The sequence below is a fragment of the Maribacter stanieri genome (assembly GCF_900112245.1).
GTDB classification, from domain to species: Bacteria; Bacteroidota; Bacteroidia; order Flavobacteriales; family Flavobacteriaceae; genus Maribacter; species Maribacter stanieri.
Window position 1 is genome coordinate 2231071 of the sequence record NZ_FOYX01000001.1, and the last position, 21876, is coordinate 2252946.

The window sequence follows — 21876 nt, forward strand, 5'->3', positions numbered from 1 at the left end:
AATTATGGTTGGTTTACTAAATCTTTCATGGCTTCATACCAAATATCATAGCCTTTTTGGTTCATGTGTAGACCGTCTTCAATAAAAATATCGGTTATAAGTTTTCGTTTATTCAACATAGGATTCCATACATCTACGTAATTCAACTGAGCATCCTTTTTAGTAAAACGCTCCATTTTTCTATTTAACCTTTTATATTTTCCACGAATTTTCCATCTACTAATACTAGGCTTAGCCGCTATTAATATAATTTGGGTAGATGGGTTGTCGGCTTTTATTCGACGGATGATCTCTGCGGTCGTATCAAGAACATTTGCAGGTCTTTTTTTTGACCATAAATCATTGTCTCCCTCGTAAATAAAAACTTTTTTGGGATTGTAGGATAGAATTAATTCATCAATAAATAATAGTAAATCTGATGCTTGTGAACCTCCAAAACCACTATTTACAATTTGATGATCAGGAAACTCTTCTTCTAATTTTTTCCATAAACGCACACTAGAGCTACCGGTAAAAACAATAGTTTCTTTACTGGAATCCCAAATACTATCGTATTTCTTGGTAATGTCTTTTACTTCATTGGTAAATATATTTTGAGTTTGAGCGAAACTCGCTAATGATATTAAAAATAAGCTAGCTGTTAAGATTTCAATTTGTTTTAAACTCTTTATAAAAGATAATTTTTTAAGCATTTTTTATTTATTGGTAGTTACTGTTAAACCTTCTGTAATTGCCCATTTGTGAAACTGCGAAATCCAATCGTCAGATGCAAGATTTTGAGTTTTCATTCCAAATCCATGCCCGCCTTTAGAATACATATGCATTCCGGTATTTTTGCCATTTGTTAACCATGCAGCATATAAGTTTGTGCTTGGTTTTGCTAATTCTAACGGATCATCTGAAGCACAGATAACTAACATTGGTGGTGCATCTTGTGGTACAGTATATTCACCTAAAACGGTCATCCACGGATAAACAGGAACTATAAAATTTGGTTTATTTTCTTCTATATAATTAAAGGTTACTCCCATAGTTACTGCCCCACCGGCAGAAAAGCCCATGAAACCTATTTTGTTAGGGTCCAATTTCATTTCATTGGCATTAGTTCTAACGTACGTAATTGCAGAAAGACCGTCTGCAATGGATAGTGGTAAAACTGGCGTAACTCTTTCACCAATTTTTGCGGGGTTACTTGCACCTTCATCCGTAATTTCTTTAATGCCATCTTCACCCGTTGGTACTAACCTATACTTTAGAACAAATGCAGTTATACCTTGTTTGTTTAGCCATTTGGCTACATCTCTTCCTTCGCTATTTATACTTAAACCATAGAGTCCGCCACCTGGAGCAACAATGACACTGGTGCCATTGGGTTGGTCTGCTTCATAAACTTCTAATCGTGGTATAGCTACATTGGTTACAACTTTTGTACCCCAAATATCTGAGTAATACTCATTTTCTGGTGTTGTCCAAGTTACTTCAGCATTGGTTTCAAAAGGTAGGTCTACCATTTTCTGGGCAAGTATATTCATAGAGATAAAAATACAGGTAAGTAAAATAAAATGTTTCATATGTTTAAATATTATTGAATTGTTTCAATTAAAATAAATAATGCGGCAGCTAATACTCCGCCTATAATTGGTCCAACAATAGGAACCCAAGCGTAACTCCAATCACTTTTTCCTTTATTTCTAATAGGAAGTATGGAGTGTAATAATCGAGGACCAAAATCTCGTGCAGGATTTATGGCATAACCCGTTGGTCCACCCAAACCAAAGCCAATACCCATCACTAAAAGAGCTACAGGTAAAGCGTCTAGCGATCCTAGTGAAATGTCGCTATCACCCATGGTGCCACCTGCTATATAAAATACACCAAAAACTAATGCAAATGCTCCAATAATTTCAGTTATCAGATTCCAAAACGGACTACGTATAGCGGGTTGTGTAGAGAAGGTGGCTAAAATAGCACCGGCATCTTCCGTTGCTTCGTATTGTTTTTTATAGTTAAGCCAAACTAAAAGATTACCCATCATTGCTCCTAATATTTGAGCTACAATATAGCCAGGTACTAAAGCCCATGAAAATTTTCCTGCCACGGCAAGTCCCACCGTTACTGCAGGGTTTAGGTGAGCTCCACTAGCATCGGCAGAAATGAACACTCCAATGAATACGGCAATACCCCATGCAAGAGATATACCTACCCAGCCAGAATCTGATCCTTTTGTACCTTTTAAAACAAGATTGGCAACAATACCGTTTCCAATTAAAATTAGCATTGCTGTGCCAATAAATTCAAAAATATATGTAATCATGGGTTGGTTATATTTGAATGGTTTAAGATAAAGAAAATAGAGTAATTATTAAATTTTATAAGGTTTTGTTATGTAATAGATAATAATCAATGTTTAAATATGTGAATTTCAGTATAATGTAGGTAATGTATTGATTGTAGAAATAAAAATTATTGATGACTGAGTTATATTTTTATTGGCTATTTCTTCAAAGTCTTTTCAAAAAATATTTAAATGTTTTAACTACCTTCAATTTTAGATTAAATAATTAGGTTACAACTATGAATAAATACACTTACTTCTTTTTTATCTCTTTGGTGATGCTTTTGTCAGGTTGTTCTTCTGATGATAGTGATGATGAAGTTGATAATAGCGCGTTAGTTATTGGAACTTATAATTTAACTGAAGTTAATGTTAATGTAGCTCAAGATGTCAATGAAGATGGTGTTTCTTCAAACAACATGCTCGATGAGCTTGAATGTTTAAATGGAATTTTGATTATTAGTGATAATAATACATGGACTTTAGATTTGGTTAATCTGGATATTACCAGTGTAACCGGCGATTTTTACGCAATTCGTTGTGGTAGAACAAATAGTTTCACCGGTAAGTGGTCTTTTCAAGGTAGTACACTTAATTTAAATGCTACGGATTTTGGTACTATGACACTTAACAATTTAGTATTGACAGAAGGTATTAATGAAAATTTACCTGGTGTACTAAATAGAAAGTTTACGAAACAATAAAACTAATATCTTACTCCGTTTACATTCATTTTTAGGGTGTAAATAGAACCCATTGCGGTAATAAATAAAATGTCTTGGTTTTTGCCGCCAAAAGTTACGTTGGCAGTCCATTTTTCATCAACTGCAATATGATGTATTTGCTTTCCATTTTTATTAAAGATTGTTACTCCGTCGCCAGTTAAATAGATATTGCCTTGATTGTCTATGGTCATACCATCTGAGCCCATGTCTGTAAATAGCTTGCGATTTTTCAATTTTCCATCATCTTGTATGGAAAAGGAATATGTATTTTTATCTCCAATATCTGCTACATAAAGTATTTTGCCATCAGGTGTTCCTATAATTCCGTTAGGTTGTGTTAAGCCTTCAGCGACTATGGAGACTTGTTTCATATCTGGAGAAATATAGTACACATTCTTTTCTTTAATATCTGCAGAAGTTCTGGACCAATATTCTCTTTGGTAATATGGGTCGGTAAAATAAATACCTCCACTTAAATCGACCCAAATATCATTAGGTCCATTTAATTTTTTACCATCAAAAGTGGTTATTAAGGTATCTATGTTTCCGTTAGTATCAATTCGCCATAACTCATTATTTTCATCAGCAGCTGCCAATAATTTGTTATTATGATCAAAATATAAACCATTAGCTCTACCTGCTGGTTCTTTAAAAATACTAAGGGAGTTGTTAGCGGCATCCCACTTTATAATCTTATCATTTGGTTGGTCGGTAAAGTAAACGTTACCGAATTTGTCAGATGCAGGTCCTTCGGTAAAACTATATTCGTTTGATACTTGAACCAGCTTAGCATTTTCTTTAACAACAGATGAATGTTGTGCTTTGCATGACGTGATAAAGACAGTAAGTAGTATTGCGCCGAAGTATTGAAGTTTATATTCCATAGTTAATATTTTAAATATTCTTCAAGTAATTCATATTATGACGCATGCTTTCAACAGGAGTGCTAGCATATTCTTCTTGTTCTATATAGATATGTTTAGCTCCAGAAAGGTCTTTGTTCTTAAGCATTAATTCTATATCAAGTATACCTTTTCCGAATTCGGTACTTTCTTTTCCGTGAATATCCATGTCTTTTAAGTGCCAAAGTGGAAATCTACCAGGATACTTTTTAAAGTAATGAAGCGGTTCTTTTCCAGCAACTACCACCCAACCAAGATCTAACTCCATGTGAACTAAATCCTCTTCAGTGTTATCCATTAAAACATCATAAAGGATTTGTCCGTCTTCAGATTCAAATTCGTATTCGTGATTATGGTAACCAAATTTCAATCCCAATTTTTTACACGCTTCACCTGCAACATTAAATTGCTCTGCTACTTTTTTGTAGTTATCTACTGTTTGTCCGTCAGTAGGCATAGATGAGCATATTACATACTCTTGTCCAGAAGCAACGGCATCTGCCATAGTTTGTTCAAATTTGTCGTCTAAGCGCACATGTCCACTAGTTAGCTTCATACCTAGTGCCTTACAAGTTTTACCCATTTCAGAAGGCGTTAGTCCATAATAGTAACCCAATTTAGAACCCGCACTTTCAATTTCTTTGAATCCTAAGCTTGCAATTTTCTCTAGAGTAGCCTTAGGGTTTTCTAGCATAGCATCTCTGAAAGAATATAACTGCACTCCATAGCTAGCTTTTTTTATAGCTGCCATACTTAATTGAGGCATTAGTAGGGTAGAAGCACTTAGTAAACTGGCATTTTTAAGAAAATTTCTTCGTGTATTCATTGGTTTGGTATAAAGGTGTTGTTGTTTGTTGTTGATTTTGCAAAATATAGCTCTTAATCAATAAAACGATGGACTAGAAATCTTGCGATTTTAAATGTACAAAATCTAAACAGGATTTTTAGTTGGGCAATCAGTGGTTATGTATTTTTGTAAAAATATTACGCATGAACAGTAGGGCTGAACAATTAAAGGCATTAGATAGGTTGTTAACAATAATGGATGAGTTGCGAGAGCAATGCCCTTGGGACCAAAAACAGACCATGCAATCACTTAGGCACTTGACTATTGAGGAAACTTATGAATTAGGTGATGCTATATTAGATAATGATCTTAATGAGGTGAAAATGGAATTGGGCGATGTGCTGCTTCATATAATGTTCTATTCAAAAATAGGATCAGAAACCAATGACTTTGATATTGCAGATGTTGCCAATGCTATTTGTGATAAATTGGTGCATAGACATCCTCATATTTATGGTGATGTTAAAGTAATAGATGCCGAAGATGTAAAACGAAATTGGGAACAGATTAAATTAAAAGAAGGTAAGAAAAGTGTATTGGAAGGAGTTCCAAGAAGTTTGCCTGCCTTGGTTAAAGCGAGTAGAATACAAGATAAGGTAGCTGGAGTCGGTTTTGATTGGGAAGAGCCTAAACAAGTTTTTGAGAAAGTGCAAGAAGAATTGGGTGAACTGCAAGTGGAGGTAGATGCCGGAAACAAAGAAAAAATTGAAGCTGAATTTGGAGACGTACTTTTCTCCATGATTAATTATGCTAGATTTCTTGGTATAAATCCTGAAAATGCACTTGAACGTACCAATAAAAAGTTTATAAAACGTTTTCAATACCTAGAAGCTACCGCTAAAGAAAAGGGTAAAGAATTAAGAGATATGTCTTTAGAGGAAATGGATGTGTATTGGAATGAAGCAAAATCTAAAGATTAGATTTTACGACTATACTACTGTACTCATAATTCTAGCTAAATCTCTATGTTTTATAGGTTTAATGAAATAGTCTGTTATTTCAGGAAACGATTTGGCATGGTCAAGATCTTCAGAATTAATAGAAGAAGTAAGCATGATAATATCAATTTTCTTATCAATATTTTTAGCAATTTCTTGAAATTCTTTCAGAAAATCAAAGCCGTTTAAAATAGGCATATGTAAGTCTAGAAAAATAGTATCAGGCAATTTATCCAAAGAATCTAAATTTTCGTTTAATAACGTCAATGGTTTTATAGAATCTGGGAAATCAACAATTTTAGTTATAGATAATTGTTTGAGATATCGTTTCATAACGTATTTCGAAATATCGTCATCGTCGATAATCCAAACTAATGGATTTTGAATCATAAGGTTAATAATTAATGGTAATTGGTGTGTTTGTTTTATATAACGACTTGGTAGGGTGTTATAGTATTCATGAAATGTATATTAAGAATGTTTACGCGTGTTATTGATTGTGTAGGGTGTATTTGTGTTCAATTTTGGATATTTTATATTTCTGAATATCAATTAATTACAAGTGTGTTTTTTGAGGAATTTTAGTTTGGAGTGTTGTATGGATAATTCTATAAATTGTTTTTAAGTAATTACATGTGTCCGTTATTTTTTACCTGATTATACAGAACATAAATTGTTCAATTAACGGTACCTTTGACGAAATTTTATTTTAGGTTTTGTTACAGAATTACACCAAAGAATTTCGTTATAATATTAAGCTTTCCGTACCTGTTATTTTAGGAATGTTAGGTCATACATTCGTTCAATTGGCAGATAATATAATGGTTGGGCAATTAGGTACAGCAGAATTGGCAGCGGTATCTTTAGGTAATAGTTTTGTTTTCATAGCTATGTCTTTAGGCATTGGTTTTTCAACTGCAATTACCCCCTTAGTAGCAGAAGCCGATGGGGCAGGGAATAAAGAAAATGCCAAAAGTGCTTTAAAACATGGTTTGGTGCTCTGTACAGTTCTAGGGTTGACACTTTTTGGTCTAATTTTATTAGCTAAGCCAGTAATGTACGCTATGAAGCAGCCTATTGAGGTTGTTGAACTTGCTTTACCATATTTAGACTTAGTCGCTTTTTCATTAGTGCCATTAATAATTTTTCAAGCATTTAAACAATTCTCAGAAGGACTCTCGCAGACCAAGTACCCAATGTATGCAACAATTGTTGCCAACATCATTAACATACTTTTAAACTACCTGTTAATCTTTGGTAATTTTGGTTTTCCTGAAATGGGTATCGTAGGTGCGGCAATAGGTACATTGGTTTCCAGATTTTTTATGGTATTCTATCTTTGGTTCATTCTAAAAACAAAAGAAAAATTTAAATATTACGTAACCGGATTCAATTTTGCCAAAATTGAAAAAACGGTGATGAAAAAAATTGTTGAATTAGGTTTTCCTTCTTCTTTACAAATGTTTTTTGAAGTTGGAATTTTCACATCGGCCGTATGGTTAAGCGGAGTTCTTGGTAAAAATGCTCAAGCAGCAAACCAAATAGCATTGAACTTAAGCAGCATGACGTTTATGTTTGGTATGGGGTTAGGTATTGCTGCCATGATACGTGTGGGAAACCAGAAAGGGTTGACAAATTTTAAAGAGCTAAGAAGAATTGCCCAATCAATATTCTTATTGACATTCTTGTTAGAAATTATATTTGCCGCGCTATTTTTAATAGGTAGGCACTGGTTCCCATCATTGTATTTGGATATCGATGATATGACTAATTTTGCCGATAATACAGAAGTACTGGTAATAGCTGCAGAGTTGTTGTTGGTGGCAGCATTCTTTCAAATTTCAGATGGAATTCAAGTTGTTGTGCTAGGTGCCTTACGTGGTCTGCAAGATGTTAAAATACCAACGGTGATAACCTTTATTTCTTATTGGTTAATAGGTTTTCCTGTAAGCTATTATTTATGTTTACACACAGATTTAAAAAGTACAGGAATATGGATAGGATTGCTTACCGGATTAACGGCATCAGCGATTATGTTGTATATTCGATTTAATTATTTAACTAAAAAACTAATTGCCGGATAACCTTCTTTTGATAGTTGTCTGCAGTTAAATTTATATAGTATATTTCTTATGGAGTTTCCAAAATTTTTATTGGGTGATAATACAGATTTCCCAACAGCAATATTCGTAGTACATACTGAGTTTCCAAGATTCATTATAAACCTAGAAGATGATGAGGTAGAATGGCTTGAAGAATTTTCTAAAGAAGATGAGAAGGAGTTAGAAGAAGAAGCCGAAAACTTAATTGAAGCTGCAACAGCATTTTATGATCGCGAAGTATCTAGATACGAAGATTAACCATTATTATGCTTGAAGACCTTTTACAGTTAGACAAAGACTTTTTTTTATACTTAAATGGACTTGGTACTCCGCAATGGGATAATCTTTTTCAGTTTATCTCTCATAAATTTAGTGCCATACCATTGTATCTATTTTTGCTCATTCTTTCATTTCAAAAATATGGAGGGAAAAGAACATTGGTCTTATTGGTAACGGTGGCTTTATTAATTACAGTTACGGATCAACTGGGTAATTTTTTCAAGTATGGCGTGGCAAGACTACGCCCTTGTCATGATCCAGAGATTGAACCCTACATGCGCTTGGTAAAAAGCTATTGTGGCGGTAAATTTGGTTATTTTTCTGCTCATGCATCTAATTCATTTGCATTAGCAGTCTTTTTCGGTAGCATTCTAAGATCTAAAATAAAATATATAGGTTTCTTTTTAGTCCTCTGGGCAGCCTTGGTAGCATACAGCAGAATATATTTGGGAGTTCATTTTCCACTTGATATTATTACTGGTGCCTTTATAGGTTCGTTGTTCGGCTGGTTGTTTGTAAAGTTATTTATATTTGCACTTCGCAAATTCTCCCTATGATATCTAATCTAAGGTACTGGTTCTTAATAGTTTTAATTTTCTTGGTATACGTTGCAGGTATGTTTGTAACGTTGTTTGAAAATGATTCTGCACAATTTTCTGTAATGGCAATGCGAATGGTACAAGAGAATGATTTTTTTAGTTTATTCAAAGGTCCAGAAGAATATTTAGATAAGCCGCATATGCATTATTGGTTGGCGGCATTATCTTATAAGATATTTGGTATTCATGATTGGGCTTATCGCATTCCTGGAATCTTATCTACATTACTAGCTGCCCATAGCTGTTATGGTCTTGGAAGTCTTCTATATAACAAACATGTAGGTAAGCTCGCAGCTTTAGTTTTTATGACTGCCCAGACAATTGTATTGGGAGCTATAGATGTACGTACAGATGCAGTATTAACCGGGTTTAGCATTTTAGCTATTTGGCAACTAACAAAGTATATAGAAAAAGGAAGTATTAAAGCAATAGGTATTGGAGCTTTTGCTGCTGGTATTGCATTTTCTACAAAGGGTCAAATTGCACTTTTAGTCATTGGTTTACCTATTTTATGTCACTTGACTTATACCAGAAAATGGAATGCATTTTTAAGTTGGAAAGTGTTATTGGCACTCTTAGTTTTTGCAGTGACAATTACCCCAATGTTATATGCGTATTACTTACAGTTTGATCTGCATCCAGAGAAAGTAATACGTGGTAAAGACCATCGTAGTGGTATATTTTTTATTTTTTGGGAACAAAGTTTTGAAAGATTAAGCGGAGAAGGTATTGGCAAGAACAGTAGCGATTACTTTTTTTTCTTCCATACTTTTTTATGGGTTTTTCTTCCTTGGACTATATTAGGAATTACTGCATTTTATAATAAGGCGAAGAGCTTTATTAAACTAAAATTTAAATATGTCCCTGGTTATGAGTTTTTAACCATTGGTGGTATTACCTTAATTTTTATTATTATCAGTTTTGCCCAATTTAAGCTTCCACATTATTTAAATATTACCATACCATTATTTGCAGTAATTACGGCTTCATATATTTACAACCTATATACAACCGATAAAGAAAAAACGATAAGATTATTAATGTATGGGCAATACTTTGTACTTAGTATTGTATTCATAGCATCAGCATTAATTTGTTTCTATGTGTTCAAACTAAGAAGTATGGTTGCATATGTTTTTTTAATAGCAGCTTCGGTTATGATTATTTATTACGCTTTAAAAAGAGAAGGTGTATATATGAAACTGGTGACAATTTCTGTTTGTGCTTCACTGATGTTAAATGCTGTTTTAAACTTACATTTTTACCCAAATTTATTAGACTACCAAGGCGGTTCTTCCATGTCTAAAGTCATTAAAGAAAAAGATATACCTGTAGATCGTATTTACAAAGTGGGTAAAGATTATAGTTGGTCTTTAGATTTTTATAATCAATATCCTGTTCAACTCACAACAGTAGATTTTTTGAAAGATAAAAAGGATGTTTGGGTATATGTAAATGATGAGGAAATGAGTTTACTGCAGAGTAAAGGCTTTGACTGGGACTCTCAATTATCAGTAGATCAATTTAGAATAACACGTTTGCAGGGCAAGTTCTTAAACCCCAATACACGTAAAAAGGTTACGCGTAAAATGCACCTATTGCATATCTATTAAGAGTTTTAATAAGCATTCGTTGTTGAAGTATCTGCTAACTCTAGTTTGATTTTTTTAAAATGATACCAAACACCTATTAAAGAAACTATAGCGGTTATTAAAAAGAACAAAACACTTACTCCTACAGATATATTTTGGTCTAGTCCTAAAAATTTGGCTCCGTAGAAAAAGGTGACCTCACGACTTCCAATACCACCTAAGGTTAATGGAACTACAGCTACAATTGATGAGATAAGGAAAATGATGAGATATGAAATTTGATTTAACTCGATGTTTAAGGCTAACAGTATAAACCAGATACTAATTAATTGTGCAAATTGCACTACTGCTGATAATGCCGTTGTTTTCCAAAAAATAGGGAGCACGTAATTGAAGAATTTTTTGTTCAATAGCCAAAATACAACTACAGCTAATGGAATAGCTACCAAGAACATCCAACGGTATCCCTTTAAAAGGTCTACATCAAGAAAAGCGAGTAAAGCACAGGCATATATAAAAAGTAATAATAGTCCGCCTAAACGGTCTAATACGAGCACGCTCACTATTTTTTTTGTTTTTACCTCAAAAGTTTTCTTTAAAATATACCCCTTATAGGCATCGCCACCTATACCGCCTGGTAAGAATAGATTGTAAAACATACCCAACAGATACAACTTAAAATTACTTACATGCGTAAGCATAATGTTAAGCCGATGAAAGTAAAGATTTAGCCGAATAGCCCCAATGAATTTGGATAGTACAAAGAAAACAGCGGCTAAAATTAAGTAAAGCGGGTTACTTCGAATCAATATATCTTTTATCTCGCCCACATTAATTTTTGTGAAGATGAAATATATTAAAACGGCACTTATAAGTACTTTTAAACCGGTAGTTACTTTCTTATTTAACTTCGCCACCTACACTTATTTTTTTAACGCGGTAAGGTCTTTTGTTTTGAGATTCGTAATAAGTTCTTATCAATAATTCCATTACAATACCTATTGTGAATAGTTGAATTCCAGCAAAGATTAACATCATTCCAAAGGTCAATAGTGGTCTTGTACCAATGTCTTCTCCAAACCCTAGTTTAACGATCAATAGATAAAGATTAATAAGAACCCCAGACATTATCATTAGAAAACCAGAAATTCCGAAAAGATGAATAGGGCGCTGAAAGTATTTACGAATAAAAAGCAATAACATCATATCTGCTACTACTTTAAAAACACGTTCTAATCCGTATTTAGAAACTCCTGCATGTCGTGCGTGATGCTTTACGGGTACTTGTTTTATTTGTCCGCCTTCTAGAAAAGCTAATAGCGTAATAAACCTATGCATTTCACCATAGAGATTTAAATCTTTAGCAATATCCTTAGTAAAAACTTTAAGGGCACAACCGTTATCTTTAATATCTAATTTGGTAACACGTCTTACCAGAAAATTGGCAATTTTAGATGGTATTTTTTTAACAAGGGAATCTTTCCTCTTTTGGCGTATACCGGTTACAACATCAAACTCTCCACTAACGGCATAAGTAAGCATTTGTGGAATATCAGACGGATCATTTTGTAAATCGCCGTCCATGGTAATAATATACTCTCCTTCGGCATAATCTAGACCTGCAGCCAAGGCTAAACTTTGACCGTAATTTTTCTTCAACTCAATTAAATGAACCTTTTCATCTTTAAGACCTTTGACTACTTTTTTGGTATTGTCCGTCGAGAAATCGTCTATGTAAATAATTTGATAATCGTAGCCAACCAAGCTTTCGTGGATTTTCTGTGTCAGAAGAGCCGCATTGTCTTGTTCGTTATATAAAGGAACAACGACCGAAAGTAGGGAAGTGGTAACAGGTTGCATTGGGTTGTTTTTGGAATAGCTGCAAAGTTATGTTTTTTATCCTAAATATAATGTACCTAAACAGTGGTAACCTTTTAATCTATTTAGGTCACTTTTATTGCTTTCAATAGCTTTTCAGCAGCTAAAAACGGAGAGATATTACCGCTAATAACTTCTTTTTTTAATTGCGGTAGCATTTCTTTAGTCTTCGGATTATGGTAGAATTCAGTTAATAGTTCTTGCTCTAGATATTGAATTAACCAATTTTCATTTTGTTGTTGTCTGTTGGCGTTAAAATATCCGGATGCCTTCATGCTTGTGCAATAGGTATCTATTAACTGCCAAATTTCGTCTAAGCCTCTATTTTCAATAGCAGAACAGCTTAAAACTTCGGGTATCCAGCCATTTTCTTTAGGTGGAAACATGTGTAAAGCTCTAGTGAACTCCATCCTCGCAAACTCTGTACGTTCTATATTATCTCCGTCAGCTTTGGTAATAACAATAGCATCTGCCATTTCAATAATGCCTCTTTTTATACCTTGTAATTCATCACCGGCACCAGCTAATTTCAGTAATAGAAAGAAATCTACCATATCATGAACGGCTGTTTCACTTTGTCCAACACCAATTGTTTCAATCAGAATACAATTAAAACCGGCAGCTTCTAGAATAACTATACTCTCTCTCGTTTTTCGAGTAACGCCACCTAATGAAGAACCAGATGCAGATGGTCTTATATATGCATTCGGATTTTTAACTAATTCTTCCATACGAGTCTTATCGCCCAAAATACTTCCTTTTGTTCTGCTACTAGATGGGTCTACGGTTAAAACGGCTACTTTTTTGCCAATTTGGGTAAGCATACCTCCAAATTGCTCTATAAAGGTGCTTTTGCCAGCACCAGGTACTCCTGTAATGCCAATTCTAATAGAATCTTGTTTTTTAGAAATACAATGTGCTATAATGTCATTGGCAATATTTCTATGTTCTGGTTTGGTACTTTCTACAATTGTAATTGCCCTACTTACAATAGCTACATTATTAGCGTAGATACCCTCAAGTATTTCTGATGTAGTAAGATTGGCTAAATTCATTTTAACAATGTAATATAATAGCGAGTAAGGTACAAAGTTACTATTTGTAAATAGGAACCATAATTTTTGTGGAATCCCAGGCTAGACTTAAAAAATCTTGAGTTTTCTGGTTTACTGCAACATTCTCAAAATTGATGGATAAATCTTCTACAGGTTCAGCTAATTTTTTTACCGGGACTTCTACGGTCAAATAATCGTATTTTCTTTCATGGGTAGTTTGGTTACCATCTACCCGAGTAACGCCCCAACTTGGTATTTGAGTGTTGAATATTACTTTCCAGCTATTTTGATCAGGTATGGTCCATAAAGAATACTTACCTGCAGGTAGTGTTTTGTCAATTATTTTAATGGGCTCAGTGGTAGTGAATGTTGTAGGTTCATTAGCCCCTGTTCGCCATATTTTTCCATAAGGCACTAAATTTCCAAAAATGACTCGCCCTTTTTTAGAGGGGCTGGAGTAGTCGATCTCAAGTTCACTACCTTTTAAATCTAGGACTACCGTTTTTGCAGGACTAAATTTTCTAGCCTCACTGTGTATGTAAGGAATAACAACTAAATATACCAATGCCACTAGTACTGCAATACCAATGATAATTCTTTTTAACGACTTCATTTAATTTGATGAATCTAGATCAAACTTAAAGATAGAAATGTTGTTGTAGATATCTCCTGGTCTTAAGACGCTTTTAGGAAAATCTGGCTGATTAGGTGCATCAGGATAATTTTGAGCTTCAAAACAAATTCCAGGAAAATCAGATGGAGTATAAACTACCAAAGCAGGTTGGTTGGTGTAAACTTTCATAGTTATACCAGAACTTTTGGAATGAAGCTCTGCCACTTTTTCATTACCAATGTCCTTAATAAAAATGGCATCTAGCCTTTGTACACCTATTTTTCTTGGTAAAAGAAAATCGAATCCCGTTTTACGTACAGGTATAATATCTCCTGTAGGTAGCAAATTCTCTTTTGTTTCTAGTCTGTAAGGGCAGTTTAATTGTAATTCGTATTCGTCTATATACGGACTCTTATCTAGCTTAAAATAAGAATGATTGGTAAGGTTAATAACCGTACTTCTATCTGTCATGCCTTCATAAATAATCTGTAAGGCGTTATTCATTAATTTATAAGTAACACTAACGGTTAGGTTTCCTGGGTAACCTTCTTCTAAATGTTTACTGGTATAGCTAAGTTTAACAAAAGGTTTGTCACTATTATCAACTTCATCTATATTCCAATATTTTTGATGAAAACCTTCTTTTCCACCATGTAAATGCACACCATCTTCATGGTAAATATGGTACCTTTCTCTGTCAAGTGTAAATCCGCCTTCAGAAATTCTACCGGCATAACGGCCAACACTTGCGCCCAATACGTTGTCATCTAAACGATATCTACTAGGGTGATTGTACCCAACAACAACATTAGTATATTCATCATTCTCACCTTTAACAAGTAATTTTTGAATGGTGGCGCCATAATCAAGAACCATTAAGGTTAAATAGGCATTGGAAATTGTAACTTGTTTCAAGGGAATTATTTAATAGTGTGGTGTAAAAATAAAAATTTTTGCAACATTCTATTTTTTATATCGTCCTTATTATAACAACAACTAAAAACCAATCAATTAAACCGATGTTTCAAAGCAGTGTCGTAGAGAAATGTAAAGCAAACGACCGGGCTGCGCAATTGCAGCTATACAGGAAATATTGCGATGGAATGTTTATCGTGGCAATGCGGTTTGTAAAGAATGCCGATGATGCAGAAGATGTTTTACAAGAATCATTTATTAAAGCATTTCAAAAAATACATCAGTTTAAAGGAGATGTAACATTTGGAGCTTGGTTAAAGCGCATAGTTGTTAATAAGAGTATTGATTTTTTAAAATTAAAAAAGGAAAAGATTTCTCTTAATGAAGATAACATGCATGTGGTCGTAGAAGATGATAATTGGAATGTATCATCAACTATAAGTATAGAACAAGTAAGATATGCTATTGATGAATTACAGGATAAGTACAAATATGTAGTGCTCATGTTTTTGGTAGAAGGTTATGATCATCAAGAAATTGCTCAAGTATTAAATATATCAGAATCTGCTTGTAGAACTCGATTGTCGAGAGGAAAAAGTTATTTAAAAGAATTATTAAAAGGAAACAATTATGGAACAGGATCTTAGGGAAATGTTCAAAAAGGATAGAGAAGCGAAAAAGTATACCATAAAACATGGTCATGAAGAGCGCTTTTTAGAAAGACTAAAACAGTCATCATTAGAGAACAAGAACCAAACTAGTATTTGGTTGAAAATTGCGGCTTCCATAGTAATTATAATAAGTATAGGTTTTGGTTTTAAGTATTACAATATAGTTACTAATAGTACTCCGCTTGTGGTAGATAATACCACAATTGAAAATGAGAAAACTGAATTCACTTTTGGAGACCTTTCACCAGATTTGAAAAAAGTAGAAAACTATTATGTAGCCAATATAAATATGGAATTGGCAAAATTAGAAGTGTCGCCAGATACCAAAGAGCTGATAGATAGTTTTATGGAACAGCTTAATAATCTAAATCTAGAATACAAGACTTTAAATACAGAATTGAAGGATTTGGGACCTAATGACCAAACAATAACCGCATTAATAGAGAATTTACAGTTACGCTTACAATTATTACAGAAATTAAAAAGAAAGTTAAACGAATTAAAATTATCAAAAAATGAACAGATCATTGACAATAGTATCTAAGCAACTCATCATTGCATTAGGACTTCTATCTTCTACTGTGCTAATTGCACAGGCAGAGAGTAAAACATTTCAAGAACGGTTTATTGTAGCTGAAGATGCTGTAGTAAATATTAATACCAGTTATGCTGATATTGAATTTGAAACGTGGGACAAGGATGAGGTGGCTATAACGGCCACCATCACCCTAGAAGGAGCAACCAAAGAAGAGGCTGAGGATTATTTTAAGAATAGCCCTATTGAAATATTAGGAAACAGCAAGGAGGTTAAAGTATCTTCTAAATCTAAGAACAACGATTTTTTTGCAAATTTTGATTCTAATAGCGACTTCGATTTTAACAATATGCGAATAGAGGTGCCAGAAATTGCATCGTTTGTAGTTGCTGTACCACAGATAGCTCCGTTTCCAGAAATGCCACCGTTACCACAAACCGATGCTTTCATTTTTAATTATGAGGAGTATCAAGAAAATGGTGATAAGTATATGAAAAAATGGCAAAAGAATTTTGAAAAGAGTTTTGATAAAAAACATCAAAAACGATTGGAAGAATGGGCAAAGCGCATGGAAGAAAAAGCAGAAGAGTTGGAAATAAGAATGGAAGAACACAATGCAAAAAGAGCTGAGTTAATGGAAGATCGTCATGAAGCTTTGCAACAAAGACTTGAAGAACGAGAGGAAAAACGTGCCCATTTACAATCAGAAAAAGATGAGCTTAGAGCATTTATCCATACTTCTAGAAACAGCTCTGGTGATGCACCAAATGTTTTCTATTATTCTTCTGAAGGGGAACAAAAGAATTTTAAAATTAAAAAAACCATTAAAATAAGCTTACCAAAGTCTACCAGAATAAAAATGGATGTACGTCATGGTGAGGTGAAATTAGCTGAAAATACCAAAAACTTGAATGCGAATCTTTCGCATTCAAGCCTTTGGGCAGTGACTATTGACGGAGAAGAAACAAACGTTTCAGCTTCGTATTCACCGGTAACTGTTCAAAAATGGAATTATGGTCAATTGAATACATCATATTCTGAAGAAATTTCTTTGTCAGAAGTTGTTCAATTACAATTACAGGCAACTTCATCTACGGTTACTATAAATAAATTATTTAAAAATGCTTTTGTAAAAAATAACTTTGGTGCAGTGCATATTTTAGAAATGAGCAATGACTTTGAAGAGTTAGATGTAAGTGTAAAAAATGGAGAGTTAAATATTGCTTTACCAGTAGTAGCTAGTAATATCTATGTAAAAGGTAATTCATCAACATTAAAATTGCCAACAGGTGTAGAGGTTGTTGAAACTAAAAATGGAACTACCTCAATTAAAAAAGGGTATTATTTAAACAATAACAGTAATCGGTCAATTGTAATAACTTCAGACTATAGCGAAGTTGTTCTTCAGTAATTATTTTACCAATTGTAGTGTCCCAAAAACATTTGCATCTATCCATCCCGCATTTTTATTCTCTCCAGGAACAAATACCGATCCAATTAAATTCTCGCGCTCCTCACTATTATCATTGTCCGCATAGGCTACGGCAAAACCAATTCTTTTATCTGCAGTAAGTATTACTGGCTTTATATTAGGCTCGTCATTATAAAGGCTAGGGTAAATTTTTATATGCATTTCCCAATATGTAGTATTGCCCTCTGTCTGGTGTTTCGAAATAATGTGATCATTATATAATGTAGGTTTCTCATTAACACCTAAGTCTACAACATTACCATCTAGGGCAACATGGTAGGTAAAGGCATTGTGATTAAACCTGTGCTGTCCACCAGAGTTGTCTTCGTCAACATAGACAATTACGCAATCATCGTTCCACCAAAGTTTTAATGGGTCTTCTGTTTGGTCTAAAATGGTGTCATCAACTATTTCTAATAATAGATAAAGTCCGTCTTCGTTCCATGCCATTTTATATTTGCCATTATAATCATTGTGGTCAAAAGGACCGCCTATCCAATTCTGATCTATTGGTTGCCATTCTAAAAGGTTCCAATAATTCTCAATAGGTCTACCATCTAGGGTAGGAGTATCTTTAATATAGGAGACGGGCGTTACTTGAGAGTTTTTTTTGGTTTTTATTTCTGTACACGAAACAAAGCATACAAGACTTAAAAGATAAATAGTCCACTTCATATTACTGGTTTGAAATCTATGATTTATATACCATTCTCTTAAGTACTGTAAGATTATTAGTACTTAGTTAAGAGGGGACCAAGATAGAATAAAATTAAAACAACCCACTAATTCGTATGTTAACTAATAGATTAATAGGAATATATAATTATTTAAAGCACAAAAAAAGCGTCCCTTTTGGGACGCTTAACTATAGAAATTTTTTGGGAGATCTTTAATGGGCACTCTTCTTCAGATAATCTCCAAAGTTTTCTTTAAACCTATTTAATCTCGGTACCGATACGTTTTTAATATATGAGTTGTTAGGATTATTCTTCTCATAATCTTGATGATATGATTCTGCTTTGTAAAATATAGTATAAGGTACAATTTCTGTAGTAATTGGATCATTATCATACACTTTATTATCAGTAAGTGCCTGAATATAGCTTTCTATGATTTGCTTTTGCTCATCATTTTTGTAAAAAGCAATAGAACGGTACTGTCTACCTTTATCTGGTCCTTGCCTGTTTAACTGGGTTGGATCGTGTGAACCGAAGAATACTTGTACTAGTTCTGTGAAAGATATTTCGTTGGGGTCATAATAAACCTCTACAGCTTCTGCATGGTCAGTTTTTCCATATCCTACCTCTTCGTATGTGGGATTCTTTTGTTTCCCGCCAGCATATCCGGATACTGCTTCTTTAACACCTTTAACACTCTCAAAAATAGCTTCTACGCACCAAAAACATCCACTTGCAAAATAAGCAGTTTCATATTTACTTAATTGTTGAGGACTCAGTTTTATATCTTCTTGTAATTCTTCTTTGTCAACTGCTACATTTTCCGAGTTTTCAGAAAGTGTATTTTTCTTGACTTTTGACTGGCAACTGGTAGCAAGCAAGCTTGCACAGACCAATAAAGAGATTTGTAATAATTTCATAACAATTTTTCTTTTAGCAATTTGTAGGTAATTTACAAAGACCTTACGAGTAAAAGGGTTAAAAAATGTTAACTACATAGAACGATTATATATTTTTGAGACATGAATATATTACTTCATTCACTTGAGTCTTACTCAACAGCAACCATTAGTATTTTAGATGCTACAATTCCAGTTCATAATTACGTGCCTTTAGATTTATCTAAAAACAATAGGGAACTAATTGATTTGGACATTACCGATTATAATGTTTGTCAAGATTACATTGATAAAGTTCTAAAAGACAACAACGGAAGTATTGCTTACGGAGGATATTTAGAGCAACGAAATTTATACAGTGATAAGGATGGTTTTACTTCTAACAATAGACCCATACGCGATATACATTTAGGAATAGACTTTTGGTGTATTGCAGGTACCAAAGTAATTGTACCCATTGATGGTACAGTGCATAGTTTTAAAAATAATAATACAATAGGCGATTACGGACCTACGATTATTTTAAAACATGTTTTAAACAATACTTCTTTCTATAGTTTGTATGGACACTTATCTGAAGATTCTTTAGCCGGACTAGAAAAAGGAAAGGAATTTAAAGCTGGGAATCAGTTGGCTATATTAGGTACGCCAGATATTAATGTCAATTACGCACCGCATCTTCATTTTCAAATAATATATGACTTGGAAGGTAATGAAGGAGATTACCCTGGCGTATGTGCAAAAGCTGATTTGCATCATTATAAAGAGAACTGTCCGGATCCAAATATTTTACTCAAATTGAAAGGATAACCGAAATTTCAGAAGTTGGTAGATTGATTTTTTTTTAATATCAATCAAGATGGCATGTCTTCTTTGTAGTCCGCCTATAGCTATTTTAAATAATTTGTAGGAAAAAACCTATTAAGTCGATGAAGTGCACAAATTCGGCTGCCAACGGAAGAAAATTTTGTAGGAAAAAGGACTACAAATTAGAGTAATACATCGAAAACCCGACTTTTCATCGTAAAAACGATACCTCTTGTCGAAATCGAAATACGTTTACCTACACTGGTGGGTTATCTATAGACCAAATTTACCTACTTTATTATGCGTACAATTATTTTTTTATTCCTTGTTGTCTGTTTGGGAACCCAGTCCCAAGCCCAAGCCAAATCACCAGTTAGCAAAGTGCAGACCATTGTCATGCCCATGGCAGATGTAACAATAAAGTCTGATGTAAACTCTCAGGGTTTTCAAACAGCTGCAAGGTTTTTTAAAGTTAAAAATGCAAGAGTTAAACAAGCTTTACTTTTTAAACCAAGAGTAAGAACTTTGTTTTTCGCTTAGTTTAATTCTTCAACTTCAACTTCAACATCTACTGTTGCCTCGGTTCCCCTTACAGGCAATACAATAGTTTTCAAAATTTCCCAAACATTGTTAGTTACTATTCGCTGTCCTTCTGCAGTTGGGTGAATTCCGTCTTCTAAGTTTAATTCTGGTATGCCAGCCACACCTTCCAGTAAGAAAGGAATTAAAAAGGTATTATTGGATTTTGCTAAAGCTGGGTACATAGTTTTAAATTGAGAAGCATAATCTGCACCCATATTTGGTGGTATTTGCATGCCGGCCAATATTATTTTTGTTTCAGGATTTTTGTCCTTCACCATATCTATCATCTCTTGTAAATTATTCATAGATTCTGCAATAGGTATACCTCTTAAGCCATCATTTGCGCCTAATTCCAAAACAAAAATATCAACGGGTTGGTTTAAAACCCAGTCTAATCTATTTAATCCTCCAGAGGTTGTTTCACCACTTAAACCGGAATTAATCACTTTGTAATCTAATCCTAAAGAATCTAATCGCTGTTGAATTCTATTTGGGAATCCTTCTTTTGTATCTAGACCATAAGCTGCTGTAAGACTGTTGCCATAGAACAAAATTACTTTGTCATCACTAGTTGTCTCTGACTTTTCAGAAGAACTTACGGCTTCTGTTTGATTCTCAGTTTCCTTCTTTTCTGGGGTTTCTCCACATCCAACAAACAACAAAGCCAATAAAAAATAACGAAACTTTAATACTTTCAACATAGTCTTAACTGATTAGATTCCAAATCATTTCTTTATTTTGTCCTCTTGTAGCAAAATGATTTATGGCAAAGATATTAAACGTACGTAATCTAAAGAAAACGTATACGAGTGGATCTAAGAATTTAACTGTAATTGATGATATTTCTTTTTCTATAGAGGAAGGTGATACTTTCGCAATTGTGGGTCCATCTGGTAGTGGTAAAACAACCTTATTAGGACTATGTGCAGGGTTAGATGAAATTAATGAAGGTGTAATAGAACTTTGTGGTGAAGATTTGAGTGGTCTTAACGAAGATCAAAGAGCATTACTAAGAAATGAGAAAGTAGGATTCATATTTCAGGATTTTCAATTATTACCAACACTTACGGCCTTAGAGAATGTTAGCGTGCCTTTAGAACTGCAAGGTGCATCTAATGCTGCTAAAGATGCTATGGAGTTGCTTTCTAAAGTTGGTCTTGGTGATCGCTATGATCATTACCCTTCTCAATTATCTGGCGGTGAACAGCAACGTGTGGCTTTAGCACGGGCTTTCTCTAATAAACCTTCTATTCTTTTTGCTGACGAACCTACGGGTAACCTAGATGAAGAAACTGGTGAAAAGGTAATTAAACTTTTATTCGACCTAAATAAAGAAATGGGAACTACCTTGGTTATCGTTACTCATGATTTGGAACTGGCAAATTTGAATAAGCACGTATTACGACTTAAAGGTGGTAAAATAGTAATCAATGAAACCATCGCACTATCTTGAA

26 protein-coding genes are annotated in these 21876 nt (G+C 33.8%); 12 read left to right on the plus strand and 14 right to left on the minus strand.

Translation table 11 applies throughout. The features are described 5' to 3' along the window. Positions 1–2: 2 nt before the first annotated feature. The 3 genes from BM296_RS09645 to BM296_RS09655 are packed head-to-tail and all read right to left on the minus strand — an operon-like array spanning position 3 to position 2314. Positions 3–692 carry a GDSL-type esterase/lipase family protein gene (locus tag BM296_RS09645; protein WP_091902814.1) on the minus strand — a complete coding sequence of 230 codons (690 nt, stop codon included), beginning with the start codon at positions 690–692 and terminating at the stop codon, positions 3–5. Positions 693–695: 3 nt separating this feature from the next. Beyond that, positions 696–1571, minus strand: a complete 876-nt coding sequence (locus BM296_RS09650; protein WP_091902815.1) for an alpha/beta hydrolase — start codon at positions 1569–1571, stop codon at positions 696–698. A gap of 11 nt (positions 1572–1582) precedes the next feature. Next, entirely contained in the window at positions 1583–2314 is a 732-nt protein-coding gene (locus BM296_RS09655; RefSeq protein WP_091902816.1) for an MIP/aquaporin family protein, read from the minus strand. 260 nt (positions 2315–2574) lie between these two features. Between BM296_RS09655 and BM296_RS09660 the strand changes: the two genes are divergently transcribed. Then, positions 2575–3039, plus strand: a complete 465-nt coding sequence (locus BM296_RS09660) for a hypothetical protein (protein ID WP_091902817.1) — start codon at positions 2575–2577, stop codon at positions 3037–3039. A gap of 2 nt (positions 3040–3041) precedes the next feature. On the opposite strand, the gene BM296_RS09665 is transcribed toward BM296_RS09660, so the two are convergent. After that, on the minus strand, positions 3042–3944 hold the full coding sequence (locus tag BM296_RS09665) for an SMP-30/gluconolactonase/LRE family protein (RefSeq protein WP_091902818.1): 903 nt from the start codon (positions 3942–3944) through the stop codon (positions 3042–3044). 10 nt (positions 3945–3954) lie between these two features. After that, positions 3955–4788 carry a sugar phosphate isomerase/epimerase family protein gene (locus BM296_RS09670; RefSeq protein ID WP_027064412.1) on the minus strand — a complete coding sequence of 278 codons (834 nt, stop codon included), beginning with the start codon at positions 4786–4788 and terminating at the stop codon, positions 3955–3957. 164 nt (positions 4789–4952) lie between these two features. Between BM296_RS09670 and mazG the strand changes: the two genes are divergently transcribed. Continuing rightward, on the plus strand, positions 4953–5729 hold the full coding sequence (gene mazG, locus BM296_RS09675) for a nucleoside triphosphate pyrophosphohydrolase (protein ID WP_027064413.1): 777 nt from the start codon (positions 4953–4955) through the stop codon (positions 5727–5729). Positions 5730–5738: 9 nt separating this feature from the next. On the opposite strand, the gene BM296_RS09680 is transcribed toward mazG, so the two are convergent. Then, entirely contained in the window at positions 5739–6137 is a 399-nt protein-coding gene (locus tag BM296_RS09680; RefSeq protein ID WP_091902819.1) for a response regulator, read from the minus strand. A gap of 326 nt (positions 6138–6463) precedes the next feature. Here BM296_RS09680 and BM296_RS09685 point away from each other — a divergent pair, with 326 nt between their 5' ends. Genes BM296_RS09685 through BM296_RS09700 form a run of 4 tightly spaced genes read left to right on the plus strand, consistent with a single transcriptional unit; the run spans position 6464 to position 10340 of the window. Further along, positions 6464–7831 (plus strand): MATE family efflux transporter, encoded by a 1368-nt coding sequence (locus BM296_RS09685; protein ID WP_027064415.1) that lies wholly within the window; start codon positions 6464–6466, stop codon positions 7829–7831. A gap of 48 nt (positions 7832–7879) precedes the next feature. Further along, positions 7880–8107 (plus strand): DUF8828 family protein, encoded by a 228-nt coding sequence (locus BM296_RS09690; protein WP_027064416.1) that lies wholly within the window; start codon positions 7880–7882, stop codon positions 8105–8107. Between the two features lie 8 nt (positions 8108–8115). Next, positions 8116–8685: a phosphatase PAP2 family protein gene (locus BM296_RS09695; RefSeq protein ID WP_091902820.1), complete on the plus strand. Its 570-nt coding sequence runs from the start codon at positions 8116–8118 to the stop codon at positions 8683–8685. After that, positions 8682–10340 carry an ArnT family glycosyltransferase gene (locus BM296_RS09700; RefSeq protein ID WP_091902821.1) on the plus strand — a complete coding sequence of 553 codons (1659 nt, stop codon included), beginning with the start codon at positions 8682–8684 and terminating at the stop codon, positions 10338–10340. The genes BM296_RS09695 and BM296_RS09700 overlap by 4 nt, the downstream gene beginning before the upstream one ends. A gap of 5 nt (positions 10341–10345) precedes the next feature. Here BM296_RS09700 and BM296_RS09705 read toward each other — a convergent pair whose 3' ends face one another. The 5 genes from BM296_RS09705 to BM296_RS09725 all read right to left on the minus strand — a co-directional run bounded on the left by BM296_RS09705 (position 10346) and on the right by BM296_RS09725 (position 14780). Continuing rightward, positions 10346–11236, minus strand: a complete 891-nt coding sequence (locus BM296_RS09705) for a lysylphosphatidylglycerol synthase transmembrane domain-containing protein (protein WP_091902822.1) — start codon at positions 11234–11236, stop codon at positions 10346–10348. Beyond that, complete coding sequence (locus BM296_RS09710) at positions 11220–12179, minus strand: glycosyltransferase family 2 protein (protein ID WP_027064420.1); 960 nt, start codon at positions 12177–12179, stop codon at positions 11220–11222. The genes BM296_RS09705 and BM296_RS09710 overlap by 17 nt, the downstream gene beginning before the upstream one ends. 83 nt (positions 12180–12262) lie before the next feature. Continuing rightward, complete coding sequence (gene meaB / locus BM296_RS09715) at positions 12263–13252, minus strand: methylmalonyl Co-A mutase-associated GTPase MeaB (RefSeq protein WP_091902823.1); 990 nt, start codon at positions 13250–13252, stop codon at positions 12263–12265. Between the two features lie 40 nt (positions 13253–13292). Continuing rightward, complete coding sequence (locus BM296_RS09720) at positions 13293–13865, minus strand: DUF2911 domain-containing protein (protein ID WP_027064421.1); 573 nt, start codon at positions 13863–13865, stop codon at positions 13293–13295. After that, positions 13866–14780, minus strand: coding sequence for an aldose epimerase family protein (locus BM296_RS09725; RefSeq protein WP_027064422.1), 915 nt, complete (start codon positions 14778–14780; stop codon positions 13866–13868). 104 nt (positions 14781–14884) lie between these two features. Between BM296_RS09725 and BM296_RS09730 the strand changes: the two genes are divergently transcribed. From BM296_RS09730 to BM296_RS09740, 3 genes are read left to right on the plus strand one after another with little or no spacing between them, the layout of a single operon-like run. Further along, positions 14885–15427 (plus strand): RNA polymerase sigma factor, encoded by a 543-nt coding sequence (locus BM296_RS09730; RefSeq protein WP_027064423.1) that lies wholly within the window; start codon positions 14885–14887, stop codon positions 15425–15427. Continuing rightward, entirely contained in the window at positions 15411–15995 is a 585-nt protein-coding gene (locus BM296_RS09735) for a hypothetical protein (protein ID WP_091902824.1), read from the plus strand. The genes BM296_RS09730 and BM296_RS09735 overlap by 17 nt, the downstream gene beginning before the upstream one ends. Further along, the gene (locus BM296_RS09740; protein ID WP_091902825.1) at positions 15967–17397 is read left to right on the plus strand and encodes a hypothetical protein; all 1431 of its coding nucleotides are present in this window, start codon (positions 15967–15969) and stop codon (positions 17395–17397) included. The genes BM296_RS09735 and BM296_RS09740 overlap by 29 nt, the downstream gene beginning before the upstream one ends. On the opposite strand, the gene BM296_RS09745 is transcribed toward BM296_RS09740, so the two are convergent. After that, on the minus strand, positions 17398–18132 hold the full coding sequence (locus BM296_RS09745; protein ID WP_027064426.1) for a sugar-binding protein: 735 nt from the start codon (positions 18130–18132) through the stop codon (positions 17398–17400). Positions 18133–18346: 214 nt separating this feature from the next. Further along, positions 18347–19054: a peptide-methionine (S)-S-oxide reductase MsrA gene (gene msrA / locus BM296_RS09750; protein WP_027064427.1), complete on the minus strand. Its 708-nt coding sequence runs from the start codon at positions 19052–19054 to the stop codon at positions 18347–18349. 102 nt (positions 19055–19156) lie between these two features. Here msrA and BM296_RS09755 point away from each other — a divergent pair, with 102 nt between their 5' ends. Beyond that, positions 19157–19843, plus strand: coding sequence for a peptidoglycan DD-metalloendopeptidase family protein (locus BM296_RS09755; RefSeq protein WP_027064428.1), 687 nt, complete (start codon positions 19157–19159; stop codon positions 19841–19843). A gap of 297 nt (positions 19844–20140) precedes the next feature. After that, a complete protein-coding gene (locus tag BM296_RS09760; protein ID WP_027064429.1) occupies positions 20141–20380 on the plus strand; it encodes a hypothetical protein in 240 nt (79 codons plus the stop codon). On the opposite strand, the gene BM296_RS09765 is transcribed toward BM296_RS09760, so the two are convergent. Beyond that, a complete protein-coding gene (locus BM296_RS09765; protein WP_081819367.1) occupies positions 20377–21123 on the minus strand; it encodes an arylesterase in 747 nt (248 codons plus the stop codon). The two genes, BM296_RS09760 and BM296_RS09765, sit on opposite strands and share 4 nt — an antisense overlap. Before the next feature lie 62 nt (positions 21124–21185). Between BM296_RS09765 and BM296_RS09770 the strand changes: the two genes are divergently transcribed. Continuing rightward, positions 21186–21875, plus strand: a complete 690-nt coding sequence (locus tag BM296_RS09770; protein ID WP_027064430.1) for an ABC transporter ATP-binding protein — start codon at positions 21186–21188, stop codon at positions 21873–21875. Position 21876 lies beyond the last annotated feature (1 nt).